The organism is Pedococcus cremeus, from assembly GCF_900111375.1.
GTDB classification, from domain to species: Bacteria; Actinomycetota; Actinomycetes; order Actinomycetales; family Dermatophilaceae; genus Pedococcus_A; species Pedococcus_A cremeus.
On record NZ_FOHB01000001.1, the window covers coordinates 223553 to 245319 of the forward strand.

Here is a 21767-nt window from a genome sequence, read left to right on the forward strand (position 1 = left end):
CCTACCGAGCCACTCGTCGAGAAGTTCGCGCGTGACCAGCACTAGGGACGGGTGACCATGACGATGCCGAGGCACATCTCGTCGGTAGTGCCCTCGCCCCAGACGACGTAGCGCTCGGGCTGTCCGGCGAAGGCGGGCAGGACGTCGCGGAGAGCCTGGTCGTGCCGGCACTCCACCGTCAGGGTGTCGCCCGGCTTCACGTGCACCGCGGGGGTGACGGCACGGCTGCCCTGGTCGTCGAAGTCCCAGACGGGGATGTCGAGCACCCGGCGCTCGTCGGGCCGCCCGCGGTTCACCGTGATGCTGATCGAGCGGCCCAGCAGGTGCATGTGCCCCGCGACGGCCCGGATCGTGGCCTTCTCGGTGACCGGGCGGGTGCACCGCTGGGTCGGCGAGGGGCCGACGCCCTTGCAGATCATGTTCAGGAAGTTGCCGGTCACTCCGGCGATCGTTCCGAAGCGCTTCGTGACGTCGGCGACCGAGGCCTCGCGGTTGCACAGCGGGCCGGTGTGCCCGAGCCGGCAGGGCAGCTCCACCGGCGCGGGCAGCAGCACCGTCTGCAGGGTCTTCCGTGAGCCGTCGGCCGGCGCCAGCCGCAGGCGCGCCGCGGTCGTGTCCGGACCTCGCCCGGCGAGCAGGTTGTAGTGCACCTGCATGACGACGCGCGAGCCCTTCTCGAGCGGCATACCGATGTCCTTGGCGAGCACGCGCTCACCGCCGCCCGGTGCCCACGCGCCGAGCCAGGGTGCGGCGTCGAGGCTGTCGCCCTGGCCCTCGACGCCGGAACCGCCGAAGCAGGTCCACCCCTGGCCCGGCTGGGCGGCGTCGAGCGCCTGCGCCCGCGCGACCTGCGCCGGCGGCACCCGGAAGAGGATGACGTGGTGCACGACCTTGGGGTTGCCGGGCAGCACGTCGACGCCGGTCACCATCGCGTCGCGGGACAACCGGGGGTCGAGCAGGAAGCACCGGTAGTCGTCGGTGCCGGTCGACGGCGGTGAGGGCCGGTACGCCGCGGGCACCCGCAGGGTGAGGAACCGCTCGCCCGCGCGCAGGGGCGTGCGCGTCGGCGAGGCCTTCGGCGTGGCGGACGTCCCGTGGGCGTGCGCCGCCGTCGCGGTGGACGGTGTCGCCGGGCTCGAGGAGGTGGCTCGCGCAGAACCGGACGAGCCGGCTGCCGCGCCTGCTGCGCCGGTGGCACCGCCGGACGGCTCCGCGGGACCGGCGCACGCCGCGACGGCGAGCAGCAGCGCACCGCCCCAGGCGGCGGCGCTGCTGCTCAGGCGGACTCGCACGCAGCGAGTCTAGGTGGGCCGCCGCGTCGGCGACCGACTTTCGCTCAGGCGGTGGAGGCGGCCAGCTGGCCGCACGCGCCGTCGATGTCCTGGCCCCGGGTGTCGCGGATGGTGGTCGGGACGCCATGCGCGCGGAGCCGCTCGACGAACTGCTGCTCCACCCCGGGGCGCGAGGCGGTCCACTTCGACCCCGGTGTCGGGTTGAGCGGGATCGGGTTGACGTGCACCCACCCACGGCCGCGTGCGTTGAGCTTGTCGCCCAGCAGGTCGGCCCGCCACGCCTGGTCGTTGATGTCGCGGATCAGCGCGTACTCGATGCTGACCCGGCGCCCCGTGGCGTCGAAGTAGCGCCGCGCGGCGTCGAGGGCCTCGTCGACGCTCCAGCGGGTGTTGATCGGCACCAGCTCGTTGCGCAGCTCGTCGTCGGGGGCGTGCAGCGACAGCGCGAGGGTCACCGGGATGCCCTCGCCGGCGAGCTTGTCGATGGCGGGCACGAGCCCGACGGTCGACATCGTGATGCCGCGGGCCGACATGCCGAGGCCGTCGGGCGCGGGGTCGGTGAGCCGGCGGATGGCGCCGATGGCCGACTTGTAGTTGGCCAGCGCCTCGCCCATGCCCATGAAGACCACGTTGGAGATGCGCGTCGGGCCGGTGACCTCGGGGGCACCGTCCTCGTCGCCGAGCTCGGCGCCCTCGGAGGTGCCGACGCTGGGAGCGAGGTCGCCGCGGCGCAGCTGCCGCGCGGCATACACGACCTGCTCCACGATCTCTGCGGCCGACATGTTGCGGGTGAGGCCGGCCTGGCCGGTGGCGCAGAACGGGCAGTTCATGCCGCAGCCGGCCTGCGAGGAGATGCAGATGGTGACCCGGTTGGGGTAGCGCATCAGCACCGACTCGACGATCGCGCCGTCGTGCAGGCGCCAGGCCGACTTGATGGTCGCCCCGTCGTCGGCGGTGCGCTGCACGTGCGGCGTGAGCAGCGGCGGCAGCAGGTCGCGCACCAGGTCGTCGCGGATGGCCTTGGGCAGGTCGGTCATCTCGTCGGGCAACTCGACGAGCCGCTCGAAGTAGTGCGTCGACAGCTGCTTGGCGCGGAACCCCTTGTGCCCGAGGGACTCGACGGCCTCCTTGCGCTCGGCGGGCGTGAGGTCGGCCAGGTGGCGCGGCGGCTTGCCGCGCCGCGGTGCGGTGAAGGTGAGCTGCCCCGGCCGCGGCTTCTCGGACGACGGCGCGGGCAGGGCCACGGGGGCGGGGTTCTCGGACATCCCCACCAGTGTCTCAGCCCCGGCGCCCCAGCGGAAACGACGGCTGCCGGCCGCGCCTACTGGATGGGGACGAACACCATGAGCAGGGCCCAGCTGAGCGGGGCGGTGACGAGCAGCGAGTCGAGCCGGTCCATGACCCCGCCGTGGCCGGGGAGGATGTGGCTCATGTCCTTGATGCCGAGGTCGCGCTTGATGGTCGACTCGGTTAGGTCGCCGACGGTGGCGCCGATGGCGACCGCCGCGCCCATGAGCAGACCCGCCCACCACGGGCCGTGGAGCCCGAGCGAGATCCCGAGGGAGGCGCCGAGCATGCAGGCCAGGACCGAACCGGCGAAGCCCTCCCACGACTTCTTCGGGCTCACCGACGGGGCCATCGGGTGGCGGCCCCACAGCACGCCGAAGACGTAGCCGCCGATGTCGCTGAGCACGGTGACGAGGATGAAGACGATGACGCGGGCCACGCCGTCGTCGGCCGCGAGCAGCAGCGCGGCGAACCCCGCGAGGAACGAGGGGTACAGCGCGACGAACATGCCGCCGGCGACGTCGCGCACGGCGTCCTTGACCCCGTCGGCCACCCGCCACAGCAGCACGCCGACACAGGTCAGGCCGAAGGTGACCGCGAGCGCCTGGGCGCCGCCCCAGAAGGCCGAGCCCAGCATGCTGACCATGCCCACCATCGAGGGCACGAGCGGCACGTGGATGCCCGCCTGGGCGAGCGCCTTGCGCAGCTCCCACACGCCGAAGCCGACCGCCACGGCCACGATGCCGAGGAAGAGCTCCTTGGCCACGACCAGCGACACGATGACGAGCGCGCCGAGCGTGACGCCCACCGCGATGGCGGCGGGCAGGTTGCGCCCGGCGCGGGACGTCTTGGCTGCCGGGGCGCCGCGGCGGCGGTCGGTGCCCCCGCCCGAGGAGTCGTCGGCGACTGCGGTGGAGCCGGCAGCCCGGCTCTCCCGCAGCTCACGACGGGTGGGGTACGGCGAGGTCATGGCAGACGAGGTGGGTGGCGCGCTGTCGAGGTCCTCAGACCTCGGACAGCTCGGCCTCCTTGTGACGCATGAGCTCGTCGACGCTGTCGACGTACTTCTTCGTGGTCGCGTCGAGGTCCTTCTCCGCGCGCTTGCCCTCGTCCTCGCCGACCTCGCCGTCCTTGACGAGCCGGTCGAGCTGGTCCTTGGCGTGGCGGCGGATGTTGCGGATCGACACCTTGGCGTCCTCGCCCTTGTGGCGGGCGAGCTTGATGTAGTCCCTGCGACGCTCCTCGGTGAGGGCCGGCAGCACGCAGCGGATGACGTTGCCGTCGTTGCTCGGGTTCACGCCTAGGTCGGAGTCGCGCAGGGTCTTCTCGATCGACGACATGGCCGACTTGTCGAAGGGGGTGATGAGGATGGTGCGGGCCTCGGGCGTCTGGAAGGAGGCGAGCTGCTGCAGCGGGGTCGGAGCACCGTAGTAGTCGACGACGAGCTTGTTGAACATGCCCGGGGTCGCTCGGCCGGTCCGGATGCCCGCGAAGTCCTCCTTGGCGACCTCGACGGCCTTCTCCATCTTCTCCTCGGCCTCGAGCAGGGTCTCGTCAATCATGTCGGCTCCTTCGGGCCGTGGGTGCCGGCCTCATCGGTCGTGTCGCGGGGTGGTGCAGGTGTCACGGGGTGGTGCAAGTGTCACGGGTGGTGCAAGTGGTGCGGTCGTCCGGGCGCATCGCCGGCCGACGGGTCGTTCGGGGGTCAGTCGGCGGTGACGAGCGTGCCGATCTTCTCACCGCGGATGGCGCGGACCACGTTGCCCTCGCCCTCCATGCCGAAGACCACCATGGGGAGCTTGTTGTCCCTGCAGAGGCTGAAGGCCGCTGCGTCGACCACGCGCAGGCCCTGCTGGATGGCCTCGCCGTAGGTGATCTCGTCGAGCTTCTTCGCGTCGGGGTTCGTGCGCGGGTCGGAGTCGTAGACGCCGTCGACGCCGCTCTTGCTCATGAGCACCGCGTCGCACTTGATCTCCAGCGCCCGCTGGGCGGAGACGGTGTCGGTGGAGAAGAACGGCATACCGGCTCCCGCACCGAAGATGACCACACGGCCCTTCTCGAGGTGGCGGATGGCGCGGCGCGGGATGTAGGGCTCGGCGACCTGGCCCATCGCGATGGCGGTCTGGACGCGGGTCTCGATCCCCTCCTTCTCCAGAAAGTCCTGGAGGGCCAGGCAGTTCATGACCGTGCCGAGCATGCCCATGTAGTCGGCGCGGGTGCGGTCCATGCCCTGCTGCTGCAGCTCGGCGCCGCGGAAGAAGTTGCCCCCGCCGACCACGACGGCGACCTGGCTTCCCGCCCGGACGGCCTTGGCGATCTGCTGGGCGACGCCTCGGACGACGTCGGGGGCCAGACCCACCTTGCCGCCGCCGAAGACCTCCCCCGACAGCTTCAGCAGCACCCGGCGGTACGAGCGGCTCTCGGTGACGTCGGCTCCGTCAGTGGTCACGTGGCTTCCTCCATGAGGGCTCTCGGGGGCTCGCTGCGGTCGCTCGATCTTTCCACACGATGCGCCCTCGGTTCGACCCGGGCACGTCGCCGGGCGGGAGCGGTCCCCCACATCTGGGAGAATCGTTCGGCCATGCCCGATCCCACCGCCACCGTGCCCCAGAACACCGGACCGCACCCGGTCACCGTCGCCATCACCCGTCGCGTGCGCCCCGAGGACGAGCTGCTCATGCAGGCCTGGGTGCACGCCGGCACCTCGCTCGCCGAGCGGTTCCCCGGCTTCCTGGGCACCGGCTGGGTGCGCCCGGCTGCCGACTCGACCGACTGGCACATGCTCTACCGGTTCGACTCCCCCCAGAGCCTGCAGCACTGGGAGCGCTCGACCGAGCGCACGCGGTGGCTGCGCTCGGCGCAGGACCTCGTCGAGCACACCCGGGTGGAGCACCGCACGGGCATCGAGGGCTGGTTCGACGAGCCGGCAGAGCGCTCGGTCAGCGAGGTGCCGCCGCCCGCTCCGCCGCGTTGGAAGCAGGCCGTGGTGATCTGGGTGGCCTTCTTCCCGACGAACCTGCTCTTCACGTGGCTGCTGACCCCGCTGCTGGGGCACTGGCCACTGGCGCTGCGAGTGCTCGTGTCGACCCTGCTGCTGACACCGCTGATGACCTACCTGGTGCTGCCGCGCGTGACCGCCCTGCTGCAGCCGTGGCTGACCGGTCGGCGCCGAAGGGCCTAGAAACCCCTGGAAGTCCTCGAACGCCTGGGGGCTCTGGAACCGTGGGACCCCCTCTGGAGCCCCCGTGTGAGGCGCCTCAGAACCCGGCGTTCCTGAGCACGAACTCGGTCTCGGTGTCGCGGCCGCCCTGCGGGTCGGGCGCCGGGTCGACCTCCTGCGTGGTCACCGTGTCGGCGATCCGCACGGGTTCCGGCAGGTGCGTGAAGTCCGGCAGCGCGTGCTGCCTCCGCGCCTGGCCTGCGCGGCGTTCGTGCCGCCCCCTCCTGCGCCCCATGACGGCAGTATGCCGCGTGCGCGCGGCGAGCGGGCGGCATACGGTCCCGGGGACGGCGAGAGGCCCGCCCCCGGAAGGGGACGGGCCTCGCGACGTGCGTGCGTCAGGCGTGAGCCAGAGGAGCTCGCTCAGGAGCCGACGCGGAAGCGGGCGAAGGACTGCGCGTTGGCGCCGGCCTCCTCCAGGACCTTGCCGACGGTCTTCTTGGCGTCCTTGGCGAACGGCTGCTCGAGCAGCACGTTCTCCTTGAAGTAGCCGTTGACGCGACCCTCGACGATGCGCGGCAGGGCAGCCTCGGGCTTGCCCTCCTCCTTGGCGGTGGCCTCGGCGACACGGCGCTCGTTCTCCACCGTCTCGGCGTCGACCTCGTCACGGGTCAGCACGGTCGGGCTGAACGCGGCGATGTGCATCGCGACGTCACGGCCGACCTGCTCGTCGCCGCCCTCGAGCGCCACCAGGACACCGATCTGCGCGGGCAGGTCGGGGCTGGTCTTGTGCAGGTAGGACACGACGTTGCCGCCCTCGAGGCGCGCAACCCGCTTGACCTCGATCTTCTCGCCGATGGTGGCGTTGGCCTCGTCGAGCAGGTCCTGCACCGTGCGGCCGTCGCCCAGGGTGCTCTTCAGCAGGGCGTCGGCGTCAGCCGCGCCGGAGGCGACGGCCTGGTCGAGCACCTGCTGGGCCAGCTCGCCGAACTTCTCGCTCTTGGCGACGAAGTCGGTCTCGCAGAGGACCTCGACGAGGGTGCCCACGCCGTTCTCGACCCTGGCGGCGACCAGGCCGTTGGAGGTGGTGCGGCCCTCGCGCTTGGTGACGCCCTTCAGGCCCTTGACGCGCAGGATCTCGGTGGCCTTGGCGCGGTCGCCGTCGGCCTCGTCGAGCGCCTTCTTGACGTCGAGCATGCCGGCGCCGGTCTGCTCGCGCAGCGCCTTGATGTCAGCGGCGGTGTAGTTCGCCATAGATGTTGTCTCGCTTCTCGTCGTTGCGGTTCGGTGCGGGCGGGCTCAGGCCTTGGCGTCGGCGTCGGCGTCGGTCGCGGCCTCGGGGGCAGCGGCCTCCGCCTCGGCGGCGGGAGCCTCGGCAGCGGGAGCTTCGGCAGCGGCAGCCTCGGCAGCGGGAGCCTCGGCGGCGGCCGGAGCGTCGGCGGCGGCGGTCTCGCCGGCCTCCGGGGCGGCGGCGTCGGCAGCCTGGGCAGCCTCGCCACCGAGGAGCTCGCGCTCCCACTCGGCCAGGGGCTCGTCACCGGCGACACCGGCGTCCTCACCGGTCTTGGCACCGGAGCGGGCGATGAGGCCCTCGGCCACGGCGTCGGCGATCACGCGGGTCAGCAGGGTGACCGAGCGGATGGCGTCGTCGTTGCCCGGGATCTTGTAGTCGACCTCGTCGGGGTCGCAGTTGGTGTCGAGGATCGCGATGACGGGCAGGCCGAGCTTGCGCGCCTCGTCGACAGCCAGGTGCTCCTTCTTGGTGTCCACGATCCACACGGCCGAGGGGACCTTGGCCATGTCGCGGATGCCGCCGAGGGTCTTGTCGAGCTTGCCCCGCTCACGGTTCAGGATGAGGAGCTCCTTCTTCGTGCGGCCCGAGCCGGCCACGTCGTCGAAGTCGATCTCCTCGAGCTCCTTGAGGCGCGTGAGGCGCTTGGAGATCGTCTGGAAGTTGGTGAGCATGCCACCGAGCCAGCGCTGGTTGACGTACGGCATGCCGACGCGGGTCGCCTGCTCGGCGATCGGCTCCTGGGCCTGCTTCTTGGTGCCGACGAAGAGGATGGTGCCGCCGTGGGCGACGGTCTCCTTGACGAACTCGTAGGCGTTGTTGATGTACGTCAGCGACTGCTGCAGGTCGATGATGTAGATGCCGTTGCGCTCGGTCATGATGAAGCGCTTCATCTTGGGGTTCCAGCGACGGGTCTGGTGCCCGAAGTGGACGCCGCTCTCGAGGAGCTGGCGCATGGTGACGACGGCCATGCCGTGTTCTCCCTTGTGTCGTTGTCAGTTGCGTCGGTAGACCCGGGTGGTCCCGGCTACCTGCCTGGCGCCTGCACGCACCCCGCCGCACGGTCGTGCGGTGCGGGCCATGAGGCCCGGCCGCACGGCATACGGACTGCCGTGGTGCGCCCCGGTTCGGAAGGTTCCCTCGTCACCGGCGGAAGACGCGCGAATTGTCGGACCGTGCGCATGGGCACACGAGACCGGCTCCCATCGTACGGCCTGCGCGCCTCGGGCGGAAAATCGCGTGCTCAGCCGCCGCAGCCGCGGGTAGGGTCGCGACCTTGTGACCGCCCTGCCCCGCCTGCTCGACCGCGCCACGGAGTGGGCGGTGCCGGCCCGGATGGGCACGGCGTTCCGCTGGAACCTCGCTTCGTCGTGGGTGGGCCAGCTCGGGGACGGGATCGCCCTGGCCGCCGGTCCCCTGCTGGTCGCCTCCCTCACCCGCGACCCCACCCTCATCGCCGCGGCCGCGATGGTGCAGAACGTGCCGACCCTGCTTCTCGGCCTGTATGCCGGCGCCGTCGCCGACCGGGTCGACCGCCGCCGCCTCGTGCTCGCCGCCAACCTGGTGCGGGTCGCGGTACTCGCGGTGCTGGTGTCCACCATCGTCACGGGCACGGTGTCGATCGGGTTGCTGCTCGCGACGCTGTTCGCGGTCGGCGTGGCCGAGCTGTTCGCCGACACCGGATGGCGGGCGGTGCTGCCGATGATCGTGCCGAAGGCCGACCTCGGGATCGGCAACGCCCGGCAGATGTCCGGGTTCCTCGTGGCCAACCAGTTCGTCGGACCGGCCGTCGGGGCGAGCCTGTTCGCCCTCGGGTCCGCCGTCCCCTTCGGGGTGCAGGGTGCGGCCCTGCTGCTGGCGGCAGGACTGTTCGCCAAGGTGCGGCTGCCGCAGGAGGAGGACCCCCAGCGTCCGGAGCAGCACATCGGCCACGACATCCTCGACGGGCTGCGGTGGATCGCGGGCAACGCGCCGATCCGCACCCTCACCCTGGTGATCTTCATCTTCAACATCACCTGGGGAGCCCCGTGGGGCGTCCTCGTCTACTGGGCCCAGGAGCGCCTGCACGTCGGTGCGGTCGGCTTCGGCCTGCTCACGACGTGCTCCGCGGTCGGCGGCGTGGCGTCGGTGCTGCTGTACGACCGGCTCGAGCGGCGGGTGCCACTGGCCCGGCTGATGAGGATCTGTCTGTCGCTGGAGGTGCTGACCCACCTCGCCCTGGCGCTGACCACCGTGCCCTGGTTCGCGATGGCGGTCATGGTGGTGTTCGGCGCGTACGCGTTCGTGTGGGGGTCGCTGTCGTCGGCGGTGCGCCAGCGGGCGACGCCGAACGAGTACCAGGGGCGGGTCGGCAGTGTCTACTGGGTCGGGCTCATCGTCGGGCTGCTCGTGGGGCAGTTCCTCGGCGGCCAGATCGCCGACCGGTTCGGCGCGGCGGCACCGTTCTGGTTCGCCTTTGCGGGGGCCGGCCTCACCCTGGTGGTCGTCTGGCGTCAGCTGGACAACATCGCCCACGCCGACGCGTCGGACCAGACGGACGCCGACGCGCCTGCGGGGGCGGGCGCCGGCGCACCGGACGGAGCCGGCACCGGGGCCTGAGGCGGGGCCGCCGCCGACGCACCCCACGGAGCCGTCGCAGGGGCCGGAGGCTGAGGTCGCCGCGGGCCCGGATCAGTGCCCGGAGCCCAGGCCCTCCCCCGCACCGCGGTCGGACGCCTGCTGGTACAGCTGCTCGAAGAGGTCGACGTACTGCGTCAGGTGGCGGTCGCCGAGGTAGAGGTCGCGCACCCGCGAGCGCGCGGCGGTGCCGAGCCGGCGGGCGTACTCCTCGTCGACGAGCACGTCCTGCAGCCGCTTGGCGAAGCTGTCGAGGTCGGTGGGGTCCCGCAGCAGCAGGCCGCTCTCGCCGTCGATGATCTGGTCCTGGATGCCCCCCACGGCCGAGGCGACGACCGGCTTGGCCTTCCACATCGGTTCGGTGACCGTGAGCCCGAAGCCCTCGACGAGGCTCTTCTGCACCACCACCGCAGCCCGCCGCTGCAGGCAGTTGACCAGGTGGGCGTTCTCGTCGATGTCGTCCATGGGCAGACAGGCGAGGTGCACCCGCGAGCGGCGCCGCGCCGGCAGGGCCTGCCACAGGCCGCGCACCTCGGCGAGCACCTCCGCCCCTTCCGGGTCGTCGCTGACGCCCTGCACGTCAGGCCCGACGAGCATGAGGTGCACGTCCGGGGGGAGGTCGTCGACGTGCTCCGCGAAACCCCTGAGCACCCCTCCCATGTCCTTGAGGCGGTCCCACCGGCTCACCTGGAGCACGAGCCGGGCACCACGGGTCACGGGAGCACCGTCGAGCACCAGCCGCCGGTGCCCGCGCACCGTGCCGGGGGCGCCGTTGCGGCGGGTGAACCGCAGGCTTCCGTGGTCCTGGCTTGTGTTGACCAGCGACGCCTCGCGCAGGGCGGCGTCGACGTCGGCGGGGCTCAGCTCGGTGTTCTTGGCGCTGAACGGGTCCAGCGAGGGCGGGATCACCCAGAGCCGGTCGTCGGGCAGCCATGCCGGCGCGTAGGCACGGCGGGAGAAGATGAACGCGTCGGCGGCCTCGAGGTGCGGCCGCAGGAAGGTCCAGCCGATCTCGGTCAGCTCGGTCGGCTCGTCGCGGCCGATGTGGCAGCGCCAGACGAGGTGCGCGCCGGTGCCGCGCAGCATCCCGGCCAGCCCCGCCGTCTGGGGGTCGTGCAGCAGGACGATGTCGCCGGGGCGGACCATCGACTCGAGCCGGTCGTGGTTGCGGGTGAGCACCTCGCTGTAGTGACGCTGCTCCGCCACCCCGAGCGGGCCACCGTCGCCGGCCATGCCGTGCAGCAGGTTGTGCAGGCGCTTGGTGATCGCGAAGAAGGCCGGGTCACCGTCGAGGACGAGCCAGCGGGTCTCGACGCCGGCGCCCTTGGTGTAGGCCAGCAGGAACTGGAGCATCTCGGCCACCCCGCCGCCCTGGGCGGTCGCGTTGACGTTCCAGACCGTCCGCCCGGCGAGGAGCTCGCGGGCACGCTCGACGTACCGGGCCAGGCGCGCGGCACGCTCCGGCGCCAGCAAGCTGCCCAGCCGGTCGAGGGAGACGGCGTCGATGTCGACTTCCCGCATGACCCTCATGCTGTCACGACCCGGCGACACCGTGCCTGTCTTCGCCCTCTTTGCCCGGCTAGCCTCGGTGCATGGTTGACGGCTCGGGCTCGCCCCTGGTGGCGCGCATGCACGGCTTCGGCACCACGATCTTCGCCGAGATGTCGGCGCTCGCCGCCGAGACCGGCGCGATCAACCTCGGTCAGGGGTTCCCCGACACCGACGGGCCGCGCGAGATGCTCGAGGCGGCGAAGGCCGCCATCGACGCCGGACGCAACCAGTACCCGCCCGGTCCCGGCGTGCCCGAGCTGCTCGAGGCCGTCGCGGCGCACCAGGAACGCTTCTACGGCCTGCGCGTCGACCCGCGCTCGGAGGTGCTCGTCACCGTCGGCGCCACCGAGGCGATCGCCGCCACGGTGCTCGCGCTGTGCGAGCCCGGTGACGAGGTGGTCACCTTCGAGCCCTACTACGACTCGTATGCCGCGACCATCGCCCTCGCGGGCGCCGTGCGCCGCACGTCGGTGCTCCGCTTCCCCGACTTCGCCGTCGACGAGGCCTCGCTGCGGGCGGCGTTCTCCGACCGCACCCGGCTGGTGCTGCTCAACACGCCGCACAACCCCACCGGCAAGGTCTTCACGCGCACCGAGCTCGAGCTCATCTGTTCCCTGGCCCGCGAGCACGACGCCTGGGTGGTCACCGACGAGGTCTACGAGCACCTCGTCTTCGACGGGCTGGAGCACGTCCCCGTGGCCACCCTCCCGGGGATGGCGGAGCGCACGCTGACGATCTCCTCGGCGGGCAAGACGTTCTCGGCCACCGGCTGGAAGGTCGGCTGGGTGACCGGGCCCGCCGACGCGGTGGCGGCGGTGCGGACCGTCAAGCAGTTCCTCACCTTCGTCGGCTCCGGACCGTTCCAGCCCGCGGTGGCCGTCGCCCTCGGGCTGGGTGACGACGTGTATGCCGGGCTGGCCGACTCACTGCAGGCCAAGCGCGACCTGCTGGTCGCCGGCCTGCGCTCGGCCGGGCTGGAGGTCGCGGTGCCCTCGGGCACCTACTTCGTCATCGCCGACACGGCGCCGCTCGGCGCGACCGACGGCCCGGCCTTCTGCCGGCGGCTGCCGTCGGTCGCCGGGGTGGTCGGCGTGCCGGTGTCCGTCTTCCACGACGATGTCGAGGCCGCGCGGACGCTGGTGCGGTTCGCGTTCTGCAAGCGGGACGAGGTGCTGCGGGAGGCGGTGGCGCGGCTGTCCCGGGCCGGCGCCGAGATCAACCGCTGACCCGGACCACCCACCCTCAGCCCACTGACCGTCAGGCACTGACTCTTCGGCCACTGACTCTAAGGCCACTGACTCTCAGGCCACTGACTCTCAGGCCACGCTGCGGGCATGGTCCTCCCGCACCGCCACGGCCACGTCCCACAGCAGGACAGCGGCGTCGCAGACGGTGCAGCAGTACTCGCCCGTGTCGTCGACGGGCATGAGGATCTGCTCGCTGGCACAGTCGCCACAGCGGGCCAGCACTCCGGTCACGAGCATCAGGTCGGCTGTCGTCTCCATGCCCATCACGGTGCCACGAGGCACTGACAACGCCCGCCTGCCACGCCGGGGCGGCCGTCCACAGGCAGGCTCCGGCAGTCCCGTGCTCCACAGCCACGCCCGTCCCCACTGTGCGGCTGGCTCAGGTGGGTCGAGGCTCACCGGCATGGTCAGCCTCGCCCCTGCGCTGCTACCCGTCGCCGCCCTCACCCTCGGCGTCACGGCGATGTCACCGCCCACGCCCGACCCGGTCTCGCCCTCGTCGGCGCCGGCAACCGCCGCCCCTGTCCCTCCTTCCACCCGCACTCCCACCCCACCGGCCATCTCATCCCCTGCTGCAGGCGGCGCCGCACGGTCCGTGGACGTGCTGCGGCAGCGATGGCAGTGGCCCCTCGCGCCCGAGCCCACCGTGGCGAGGCGCTTCGAGCGGCCGGCCAGCACCTGGGGGCCGGGGCACCGTGGCGTCGACCTCTCGGCCACCTCCGGCCAACCGGTGCTGGCAGTCGCGGCCGGACGGGTCGTCCACGTCGGTGTCATCGCCGGACGGGGCACCGTCTCCGTGCTCCACGCCGGGGGTGTGCGCACGACCTACGAACCGCTGACCCCGCGGGTTCACCGGGGCCAGGTGGTGCGCGCGGGCCAGGTCATCGGGCTGGTCGACGGCAGCGCCGCCTCGCACTGCGCCGGCTGCCTGCACCTGGGAGCGCTGCGGGGGCGGGTCTACCTCGACCCGTTGGCGCTGCTGCGCCCGGGGCACGTGGTCCTGCTGCCCCTCGGCACCGGTTGAGCCCTTCTCAGGCGCCGGTGGGGTACGGCCGGCTCAGGCGCCGGTGGGGTACGGCCAGGCCTTGCAGCCCTGCAGGTCGAGGGTCTGCTGGACCATGACCGGCGCCCTCTGCCCCTTCGCGGGGCAGGAACGGTGCTGGTGGCCGAGGCCGTGGCCCACCTCGTGGTTCACCTGGTAGATGCGGTAGCGCTCGACGTCGTCGCCGTAGCTGTCGTCACCGAGCTGCCAGCGGCGCAGGTTGAGCACCGAACGCCCGTTGTTCCAGCAGGAGACCTGCGACAACGTCCTCAGGGGCGCGCAGAGCCGGTCGGTGAGTCCCGGGCTGGCCAGGGTGACCCGGATGTCGACGGCGGCTCCAGCCTTCTCCTCACCGGGGCTCACGTTGACGAACCGGATGCCGTCCTTGCCCTGCCACCCGCGCTCGTGGAGCAGCACCTCGCGGACCGTGCGGGCCACCTTGGTCTCGTCGACCCCCAGGCCCTTCTCGACCTCGACGGTGTAGCGGACGACCCTCCCGCTGGCCGTCGACTGGGGGCCGGGGACCGTGACGACCCGGATCGTGCCGGTGCCGTTCTGGGGCACCTCCACCGTCTCGGTGCGAGGGGCCTCGGTCGTGGTCGAGCCGTCCTCGCTGTCGCCGGTCGGGGTGGCCGACGGCGCCGCCGCCGAACCGCTGGCCGCAGGGCTGGCCTGGATGCCCGGCAGCTGGTCGGCGACCGTGGCCGCCACGTCGGAGGCCTCGTCGCGAGAGACCAGCCGCACCGTGGTGACCACGACCAGGGCGAGGACGACCGCAGCCAGCAGGGTCCGACGCAGGCGGACGCGTCGACTGACCGCACGGCGGCGGTGTCGAGCGGGTGAGCGGTTCACGCGGTCCTCGTGGTCGGGGGGCCGGGTCGGGGCGCCCCATCTTCCCCTGATGGGCGGCACGCGGGCGAGCCGCCTCGCCCATGCACGACCGAATTCCGCCCGCGGCTCAGGCCCGGGGGTGCGCCTGGCGGTAGGACTGCTTGAGCCGGTCGACCGAGACGTGCGTGTAGATCTGCGTGGTCGCCAACGAGGCGTGGCCGAGCATCTCCTGCACCAGGCGCAGGTCGGCGCCGCCCTCGAGGAGGTGCGTGGCGGCGCTGTGCCGGAGGCCGTGCGGTCCGAGGTCGGGGGCGTCGGGCACGTGTGCCAGCAGACGGTGGACGGAGGTCCGCACCTGGCGCGGGTCGACCCGCCGACCCCGGCGGCCGAGGAAGACGGCTGGTCCGCTGTCGCCGGTCACCACCTGGGGGCGTCCGCGGCTGAGCCAGGCGATGAGCGCCTCGCGGGCGGGGGCGCCGAACGGCACCGTGCGCTCCTTGGAGCCCTTGCCCATCACTCGGACCACCCCGGCGGCGAGGTCGATGTCGTCCACGTCCAACGCCGCCAGCTCACCGACGCGGATACCGCTGGCGTACAGGAGCTCCAGGGCCGCTCGGTCGCGCAGGTGCATCGCGTCCTCGTCGTCGGCGGCGACGGCGGCCACGTCGAGCAGCGCGCTGGCCTCCCCCTGCTTCAACACGCCGGGGAGGTGGCGCTGGCGCTTGGGGGCGACGAGCCGCACCGAGGGGTCGGTGGGGATCCGGCCGGTTCGTGCCGCCCAGCCCAGGAACGTGCGCGCCGCAGCGGACCGGCGGGCGATGGTGGCACGAGCCGCTCCCGAGGCGGCCAGCTGGGCCAGCCACGCACGCAGGTCGCGCAAGGTGATGTCCGCGAGGTCGGTGACTCCGCACTCGGACTCGAGGAACCCGAGCAGGCTGCGCACGTCGCCGAGGTAGGCCCGAGCGGTGTGCTCGGAGCGCCCGCGCTCGGCCCGCAGGTGGCGGGAGAACGCCTCCACCGCCTCGGCCGTCGTGTCGCTCACGTTAGGCACCGTCGCAAAGCGGAGACCGGCCTTCAAGCAGCCTCGCCGGGAGGGTCACCACGCATATGACTGGCGTGTCTACTGCTGGTGTGTCGCGGCCCGGGCGCGCGCGTCAGGCCGGTCGGCGCGGTGGACGTCGCCATCCCTCGCCGTCGTGGGCGGCAAGGCCCTTGAGCTGGAGCCGACCGAGGCACCCGAGCACCTCACGCTCGGCGAGGGCCGTGTGCACCGCCAGTGAGGCCACACCCGTCGCGGACCGCACCGGCAGGGCCGCCCACACCACCTTCTCGACCTCGCCGAGGTCGTCCTCCGGGCGGACCTCCCCCCGCTTCACCGGCGCCAGGTCTGCCCCGAGGTAGCCCAGCAGCTCGGCCACCTCGTCGGCGTCGGTCACCAGCTCAGCCTCCCCGCGGCGGATGAGCTCGTGGCACCCTGCGGACACCATCGACGTGACCGGCCCGGGGACCGCTGCGACGACGCGAGCCAGCTTCGTCGCCTCGCGAGCAGTGCTGCGGGACCCCGACCGCAGGCCGGCCTCGACCACCACGGTGCCCCGGGTCATGGCCGCGATCAGCCGGTTGCGCTTCAGGAACCGCCACCGGGTGGGGGCGCAACCGGGCGGCACCTCACTGACGACCGCACCGGTCGCGACGATCCTCTCGAGAAGGCCGCGGTGGGCGTCGGGGTAGGGCCGCTCGACCCCGCCTGCGAGCACCGCGACGGTCAGCCCGTCCACGGCCAGGGCGCCACGGTGGGCCGCACCGTCGATGCCGAAGGCTGCGCCGGACACGACCGTGAAGCGCCGCTCGCAGAGCCCCGCGGCGATCTCGCCCGCGGTCGACTCGCCGTACGGCGTGGCGCTGCGGGCGCCCACCACCGCAGCACTGCGCTCGCACGCCCCGCGGAGATCCTCCGGTCCACGCACCCACAGGCAGTGGGGCGGCACCTCGAGGTCGTCCACGCCGTCGGGCCACTCGTCGTCACCCGGCACCAGCACCCGGGCCCGCAGCCGGGAGACCACCCGGAGGTCCTGCTCGATGTCGAGGGTCTCGACCCGCGGCAGGTACCGTGCCGCGCCTTCGGCCGAGCCGTCCAGAACCGCCGCGAGCGCCTCCTCCGCTCCGTGCTCCCGCACCAGCTTCAGGGCGCGGGCGTCCTCCGGCTCGCTGATGCGGCTCCACGCCATCCGGGCCTCGCGCTCCCCGCGCGGCATACGGCCCCTCATGCCGCCACCGGACCACGGTTGCGCAGCGTGAGGGCCAGCCCGAGGTCGTCACGGTCCGGGCTGTCATGGCCGGCGAGGTCGGCGACCGTCCACCCCAGCCGCAGGATCCTGTCGTAGCCGCGGAGGGTGATCTGCCCGCGGTCGAGGGCGCGGTCGAGGTCGGCGGTGACCCCGCGGGCCAGGCGGAACGTGCCCCGCCGCAGCGTGCTGCCCGAGGCGTGGCCGTTGAGGGTCCACGGCTGCCCGGACCACCGGGCGGCCTGCACCTCCCGGGCCTCAGCAACCCTGGCCGCGACGACGTCGCTGCTCTCGCCGGAGCTCTCCCCCAGGGCGGCGAGGTTGATGGCGGGCATGGCCACCTGCAGGTCGACCCGGTCGAGGAGGGGGCCGCCCAGCTTGGTCATGTAGGCCCGCTTGGCCTGCGGGCGGCACGAGCACTCGGCTCCCTTGCCGAACCCGAGCCCGCAGGGGCACGGGTTGGCGGCCATCACGAGCTGGAAGCGGGCCGGGAAGCGCACGGACGACCGGGCCCGCGAGACCCACACCTCCCCCGACTCCAGCGGCTGCCGCAGCGCCTGCAGCGTGGTCACCTTGAACTCCGGCGCCTCGTCGAGGAACAGCACCCCGTGGTGGGCCTGGGAGACCGCCCCGGGTCGGATCGCACCGCTCCCGCCGCCGACGATGGCCGCGGTGGACGCGCTGTGGTGCGGCGCCACGAAGGGCGGCGTCGCCTCCGCCGCGAGGGCGTCTGGCACCGGGCCCAGCAGCGAGCGCACCGCCAGCACCTCCAGCGACTGCTGGGGCTCCAGCCGGGGCAGCACCGACACGAGCCTTTCAGCCAGCATCGTCTTGCCGGCCCCCGGCGGCCCCATGAGGAACAGGTGGTGGCCACCGGCGGCAGCGAGCTCGACCGCCAGGCGAGCCTCCGGCTGGCCGACGACGTCGGCGAGGTCCTTGGCGCCCCGGTCGGACGCGGTGTCGCGTTCGGCCGCGGGCAGCGGCACCTCCGGCAGCCGCCCCGCCTTCGCCTGGGCATACCGGTGGTGGAGGGTCGCCAGGTCGGGAACGGCGTGCACCCGCACCCCGGGGACCAAGGCGGCCTCCCTCGCGTTGGCGAGCGGCACGACGACGTCGCGGACCCCCTGGGCCGCTGCGGCGAGCACGCTCGGGAGCACGCCGCGCACCGGTCGGATGGTGCCGTCGAGGCCGACCTCCCCGAGGTGCACGACGTCCTCGGCCACCTCGGCCGGCAGCACCTGGGCACCCACCAGGGCCGCGACGGCGATGGCGAGGTCGAACGCCGTGCCCGCCTTCGGGATGGAGGCCGGCGAGAGGTTGACCGTGATGCGCCGCTGCGGCAGCGGCAGCCCGCTGTTGCTGGTGCCGGCCTTGACCCGGTCGGTGGACTGCAGGCACGCGGTGTCGGGAAGACCGCTCACCGCGAAGTGCGGGAGGCCCTGCGCGATGTCGGCCTCGACCTGCACCAGGGCACCGTCGAGCCCGGTCAGCGCCACGGAACGGGTGCGCCCGAAGCCCATCAGCCGACTCCCCGCACGTGGCGCAGGGACGCGGGTCCGGCGTCAGGCCGGAGGATGCCGACCACATCGATCCGCACGCCGGCCGGACGCAGCTCGTGGTCGGCGAGCCAGGCCGACGCCAGCCTGCGCAACCGGGCCGCCTTGCGCCACGTCACGGCCTCCACCGGCTCGCCGAACGCGGTGCTGCGGCGGGTCTTCACCTCGCACACCACGAGGCAGTCGCCGTCGAGCGCGACGAGGTCGATCTCCCCGTGCTCACACCGCCAGTTGCGGTCGAGCACCTCCATGCCGCGCTCGCCGAGGTAGCGCGCGGCGAGGTCCTCTCCGTACCGACCCAGGGTGCGGGTCGGCGACTCCTGTTCCCGGTCTGCCATGCCCCGACCCTGCCGGGGAGGCGACCGGGCCGTCAGCAGTCCCCGCGCCGCCTGTGGACGGTGTGACCCGCGCGGAACCGCTGTGGACGACTAGAAGCCGTTGCCCTTCGGCATCTCGAGCTCGGACTTGGCCAGCTCCTCGACGTTGACGTCCTTGAACGTCACGACGCGCACGTTCTTGGCGAACCGGGCCGGCCGGTAGATGTCCCAGACCCAGGCGTCCTGCATGGTGACGTCGAAGTAGACCTCGCCGCCCTCGCTGCGCACCTTCACGTCCACCGAGTTGCAGAGGTAGAAGCGCCGCTCGGTCTCCACGACGTGGGTGAACAGCCCCACCACATCGCGGTACTCGCGGTAGAGGGCGAGCTCCATCTCGCTCTCGTACTTCTCGAGGTCCTCCGAGCTCATGCCCTATCCCGCGTCTCTCTCGTCCAGAGCGCCACGGTGGCGCCCTTCACCCAGCGTCTCGTCCAGCGCTTCGTACCGCACCTCGGCAAGCTCGTCGTCCCGCACGCCGTCAAGCTCTTCGTCCCGCATGTCGCCACGCTCTTCGTCCCGGATTTCGCCCGGCGTCCCGTCCCGCAGGTTCGGCTCGTCCGCCTCGCCCATCCCATCTTCCACCATGGTCCCGGGGAGACGCCACGAACGCCGGTGGAGGACGCAGGGGCCCTCGGCCTCGAGGGCCGCGACGTGCTCCGGCGCGGCATACCCCTTGTTCTCGGCCCACCCGTAGATCGGGTGCTCGTGGGCTGCCTCGACCATGATGCCGTCGCGCTCCACCTTGGCGAGCACGCTGGCGGCGGCCACCGACGAGCACTTCAGGTCGGCCTTGATCATGGTCGTGACCGGCGGGGTGGCGGGACCGGACCCGGCGAAGGCGAACAGCCCCACCTCCTCCGGAGCGGTGAGCCAGTCGTGGTTGCCGTCGAGGATGACGAGGTCGGGCTCGCTGCCGACCGCCTCCAGCGCCCGCATCCCGGCCAGCCGCAGGGCGGCCATGATGCCGATGCGGTCGATCTCGTCGGCGGAGGCGTGTCCCACGGCGTACCCGAGGCACCACCGCTGGATCTTGGGCACCATCGCCTGCCGCGCGGCGGGCGTCAGCAGCTTGGAGTCACGGACGCCCACGGGCGCGCTGCGACACGTCTCGTCGATGAGCACCACGCCGACCGTGACCGGGCCCGCGAGGGCGCCACGACCGACCTCGTCCATGCCTGCCAGGACGCGGTGCCCGGCACGCTGCAGCGCTCGCTCCACCCGCAGGCTGGGCTTGCGGGTGCGAGGTGGTGCGGCCGGCATCGGTCAGCCGCCACCCGTGGTCGTCGAGTGCGCGGGCTTCTTCTGCTCGCTGCCCGGCGCCGGCACCTTGGCGAAGGTCGCCTTGGGGTTCGACAGCCAGGTCAGGTGGTCCAGCGGCCACACGAGGGCCACGGCACGGCCCACGATGAGGCTCTCGGCCACCGACCCCGTCTTCCCGGTGCCGTTGTCGTGGAAGCGCGAGTCGGAGGAGTCGGAGCGGTGGTCGCCCATGACCCACACCGACCCCTTCGGCACGGTGATGTCGAAGTCCATGGCGGAGGGCGCGTCCCCGGGCTTGATGTACGGCTCGACGAGCGGCACGCCGTTGACGGTCAGGCGCTCCCCCTCGTCGCAGCAGACGACGTGGTCACCGGGGAGGCCGATGACACGCTTGATGAGGTGGTCCTCGGAGTCGTTGGGCAGCAGCCCGACGAACATCAGCCCCTTGCGGATCGTGGTGACGACCTCGCCGTGCGGCGCCTGCGGCAGCGGGTCGACCCAGTTGCCCGGGTCGGAGAACACGATGATGTCGCCGCGCTTGAGCTCGAAGGCCCCGGGCGTGAGCTTGCTGACGATGACCCGGTCGTTGAGGACGAGGGTGTCCTCCATCGACCCCGACGGGATGTAGAACGCCTGCAGCAGCCAGGTCTTGACCACGAACGACAGCACGAGCGCCATGCCGATGACGATGACGAACTCCTTCGTCGCCGCCTTCAGCATCGACCCGACCCCGCCTCCGTCGCGCCCCTCGGCGGAGCGGGAGGCCGCGCGGTCACCCTCGTCGGAGGCCCCGTCGCCGTCCCAACCGCCGTCCGGGTCACGGTCGGCCTCGTCGTCGTGCCGGTATGCCGCCGGCTCGCCGTCGCCGGCGTCCGCACCACCGCGCGGGGCCGGCTCGGTGCCTGCCGCCCCGAGGGGCGTCCCGGGCTGCGGGTCCTCGGCAGGGTCGGCCGGGTTGGCAGGGTCGCCAGAGTCGGCAGGGTCGTGGCGCAGCCAGCCGTCGTCCGGCTCCGTGCCCGACCGCGGGGACTCCCCGTTCGCGGGGGCGTCACCGGCGTCCGTCTCGTCGCCGAAGTCGTGGCGCAGCCAGGCCGGGTCGGCCTCGTGGCCGGCTCCGGCGCGACCGCGCCCCTGGTCCTCGCTCATCGTGTCCCTTCTGCCGCCGGAATCGAACTGAGTGCCGGCGGTGTCGCGAATTCCCCGAGCCGGTTGAGCGGCCAGTAGGTCGCCGAGGCTCGCCCGACGACGTCGCTGGTCCGCACCATGCCGCCTCCCGGGTCACCGAGGTGGGCCCGTGAGTCGGCGGAGTTGCTGCGATTGTCTCCCATGAGCCAGAGCCGCCCCGCAGGGACCGTGACATCGAACGTCGTGTCGCTCGGCCGGGTTCCCGCCGGGAGGTAGCTCTCGTCGACTGGGGTGCCGTTCACGCTGAGTCGGCCCTGCGCGTCGCAGCAGACCACGTGGTCTCCGGGAAGGCCGACGATGCGCTTGACGAAGTCCTGCTCGCCGAGGTCGATACCGAAGAGGGAGGCGGCCCCGCCGAGCGCACGCCCCACCAGTCCCTGCGCCTGGGCGGGGGTGCGGTCGGCCACCGCGAAGGAACGCGTGCCGTCGAACACCACGACGTCCCCTCGCCGGAGGTCGTCGGCGCCCACCGTCTTGTCGACGAGGATGCGGTCGCCGGGCCGGATCGCCGGCTCCATCGAAGCCGACGGCACGTAGAAGGACTGCACCAGGAACGCCCGGACAAGCATCATCACGAGCAGGGCGATGCCCGCGAGCAGCAGCCACGAGGGTCCGCGCGACGCAGAGTCACGCGACGCCGCGTCACGCGAGGTAGGCCCCTGCGCCGTCGGCTCCTCCGCTGACGACGACGCGGCCGCCGCGTCTGCCGAGGCAGACGCGGCGGCCGAGTTCGACTGTGGGGGCTGGGGTCCGGAGCTCATCGAGTCCGGAGCCTAGTCCTCGCAGC

At 72.6% G+C, this 21767-nt stretch carries 23 protein-coding genes; 4 read left to right on the forward strand and 19 right to left on the reverse strand.

All coding sequences use genetic code 11. The annotated features are described in order from the left end of the window. Positions 1-41: 41 nt before the first annotated feature. The 5 genes from BMW78_RS00980 to pyrH all read right to left on the reverse strand — a co-directional run bounded on the left by BMW78_RS00980 (position 42) and on the right by pyrH (position 5028). Positions 42-1292 carry a monooxygenase gene (locus tag BMW78_RS00980; RefSeq protein WP_245735593.1) on the reverse strand — a complete coding sequence of 417 codons (1251 nt, stop codon included), beginning with the start codon at positions 1290-1292 and terminating at the stop codon, positions 42-44. A 44-nt stretch (positions 1293-1336) separates the two neighbouring features. Further along, on the reverse strand, positions 1337-2557 hold the full coding sequence (gene rlmN, locus BMW78_RS00985) for a dual-specificity RNA methyltransferase RlmN (protein WP_091755552.1): 1221 nt from the start codon (positions 2555-2557) through the stop codon (positions 1337-1339). Positions 2558-2613: 56 nt separating this feature from the next. After that, entirely contained in the window at positions 2614-3549 is a 936-nt protein-coding gene (locus BMW78_RS00990) for a phosphatidate cytidylyltransferase (RefSeq protein ID WP_091755554.1), read from the reverse strand. Positions 3550-3583: 34 nt separating this feature from the next. Beyond that, complete coding sequence (frr, locus tag BMW78_RS00995) at positions 3584-4141, reverse strand: ribosome recycling factor (RefSeq protein ID WP_091755556.1); 558 nt, start codon at positions 4139-4141, stop codon at positions 3584-3586. A gap of 143 nt (positions 4142-4284) precedes the next feature. Beyond that, the gene (gene pyrH / locus BMW78_RS01000; RefSeq protein ID WP_091755558.1) at positions 4285-5028 is read right to left on the reverse strand and encodes a UMP kinase; all 744 of its coding nucleotides are present in this window, start codon (positions 5026-5028) and stop codon (positions 4285-4287) included. 132 nt (positions 5029-5160) lie between these two features. Between pyrH and BMW78_RS01005 the strand changes: the two genes are divergently transcribed. Then, positions 5161-5760 carry an antibiotic biosynthesis monooxygenase gene (locus tag BMW78_RS01005; protein WP_091755560.1) on the forward strand — a complete coding sequence of 200 codons (600 nt, stop codon included), beginning with the start codon at positions 5161-5163 and terminating at the stop codon, positions 5758-5760. Between the two features lie 76 nt (positions 5761-5836). Here the strand turns inward: BMW78_RS01005 and BMW78_RS01010 are convergent, their stop codons facing one another. The 3 genes from BMW78_RS01010 to rpsB form a co-directional block, all read right to left on the reverse strand. Further along, on the reverse strand, positions 5837-6034 hold the full coding sequence (locus BMW78_RS01010) for a hypothetical protein (RefSeq protein WP_091755562.1): 198 nt from the start codon (positions 6032-6034) through the stop codon (positions 5837-5839). Between the two features lie 128 nt (positions 6035-6162). Beyond that, entirely contained in the window at positions 6163-6993 is an 831-nt protein-coding gene (gene tsf / locus BMW78_RS01015) for a translation elongation factor Ts (RefSeq protein ID WP_091755564.1), read from the reverse strand. A 45-nt stretch (positions 6994-7038) separates the two neighbouring features. Beyond that, positions 7039-8001: a 30S ribosomal protein S2 gene (rpsB, locus tag BMW78_RS01020; protein ID WP_091755565.1), complete on the reverse strand. Its 963-nt coding sequence runs from the start codon at positions 7999-8001 to the stop codon at positions 7039-7041. 307 nt (positions 8002-8308) lie between these two features. Here rpsB and BMW78_RS01025 point away from each other — a divergent pair, with 307 nt between their 5' ends. Further along, a complete protein-coding gene (locus BMW78_RS01025) occupies positions 8309-9628 on the forward strand; it encodes an MFS transporter (protein ID WP_245735594.1) in 1320 nt (439 codons plus the stop codon). A 72-nt stretch (positions 9629-9700) separates the two neighbouring features. On the opposite strand, the gene BMW78_RS01030 is transcribed toward BMW78_RS01025, so the two are convergent. Further along, on the reverse strand, positions 9701-11167 hold the full coding sequence (locus BMW78_RS01030) for a glycosyltransferase (RefSeq protein WP_143056101.1): 1467 nt from the start codon (positions 11165-11167) through the stop codon (positions 9701-9703). 71 nt (positions 11168-11238) lie between these two features. Here BMW78_RS01030 and BMW78_RS01035 point away from each other — a divergent pair, with 71 nt between their 5' ends. Continuing rightward, complete coding sequence (locus tag BMW78_RS01035) at positions 11239-12423, forward strand: pyridoxal phosphate-dependent aminotransferase (RefSeq protein WP_245735595.1); 1185 nt, start codon at positions 11239-11241, stop codon at positions 12421-12423. 90 nt (positions 12424-12513) lie between these two features. Here the strand turns inward: BMW78_RS01035 and BMW78_RS01040 are convergent, their stop codons facing one another. Beyond that, a complete protein-coding gene (locus tag BMW78_RS01040; RefSeq protein WP_143056102.1) occupies positions 12514-12702 on the reverse strand; it encodes a hypothetical protein in 189 nt (62 codons plus the stop codon). Positions 12703-13045: 343 nt separating this feature from the next. On the opposite strand from BMW78_RS01040, the gene BMW78_RS01045 reads away from it, so the two are divergent. Next, positions 13046-13468 carry a murein hydrolase activator EnvC family protein gene (locus BMW78_RS01045; protein ID WP_245735596.1) on the forward strand — a complete coding sequence of 141 codons (423 nt, stop codon included), beginning with the start codon at positions 13046-13048 and terminating at the stop codon, positions 13466-13468. Positions 13469-13501: 33 nt separating this feature from the next. On the opposite strand, the gene BMW78_RS01050 is transcribed toward BMW78_RS01045, so the two are convergent. The 9 genes from BMW78_RS01050 to lepB (BMW78_RS01090) all read right to left on the reverse strand — a co-directional run bounded on the left by BMW78_RS01050 (position 13502) and on the right by lepB (BMW78_RS01090) (position 21741). Continuing rightward, complete coding sequence (locus tag BMW78_RS01050) at positions 13502-14338, reverse strand: DUF3152 domain-containing protein (protein ID WP_091755571.1); 837 nt, start codon at positions 14336-14338, stop codon at positions 13502-13504. Positions 14339-14444: 106 nt separating this feature from the next. Continuing rightward, on the reverse strand, positions 14445-15359 hold the full coding sequence (locus tag BMW78_RS01055) for a tyrosine recombinase XerC (RefSeq protein ID WP_245735597.1): 915 nt from the start codon (positions 15357-15359) through the stop codon (positions 14445-14447). A 112-nt stretch (positions 15360-15471) separates the two neighbouring features. After that, complete coding sequence (gene dprA, locus BMW78_RS01060; protein ID WP_091755575.1) at positions 15472-16572, reverse strand: DNA-processing protein DprA; 1101 nt, start codon at positions 16570-16572, stop codon at positions 15472-15474. An 8-nt stretch (positions 16573-16580) separates the two neighbouring features. Then, complete coding sequence (locus BMW78_RS01065) at positions 16581-18122, reverse strand: YifB family Mg chelatase-like AAA ATPase (protein ID WP_091755577.1); 1542 nt, start codon at positions 18120-18122, stop codon at positions 16581-16583. Next, a complete protein-coding gene (locus BMW78_RS01070; protein WP_091755579.1) occupies positions 18122-18496 on the reverse strand; it encodes a YraN family protein in 375 nt (124 codons plus the stop codon). The genes BMW78_RS01065 and BMW78_RS01070 overlap by 1 nt, the downstream gene beginning before the upstream one ends. Positions 18497-18586: 90 nt before the next feature. Then, positions 18587-18904, reverse strand: coding sequence for a DUF2469 domain-containing protein (locus BMW78_RS01075; protein WP_091755580.1), 318 nt, complete (start codon positions 18902-18904; stop codon positions 18587-18589). Positions 18905-18907: 3 nt separating this feature from the next. After that, positions 18908-19795 carry a ribonuclease HII gene (locus BMW78_RS01080; RefSeq protein ID WP_091755582.1) on the reverse strand — a complete coding sequence of 296 codons (888 nt, stop codon included), beginning with the start codon at positions 19793-19795 and terminating at the stop codon, positions 18908-18910. 3 nt (positions 19796-19798) lie between these two features. Further along, entirely contained in the window at positions 19799-20941 is a 1143-nt protein-coding gene (gene lepB, locus BMW78_RS21115; protein ID WP_245735598.1) for a signal peptidase I, read from the reverse strand. Next, on the reverse strand, positions 20938-21741 hold the full coding sequence (gene lepB, locus BMW78_RS01090) for a signal peptidase I (protein ID WP_091755584.1): 804 nt from the start codon (positions 21739-21741) through the stop codon (positions 20938-20940). The genes lepB (BMW78_RS21115) and lepB (BMW78_RS01090) overlap by 4 nt, the downstream gene beginning before the upstream one ends. Positions 21742-21767 lie beyond the last annotated feature (26 nt).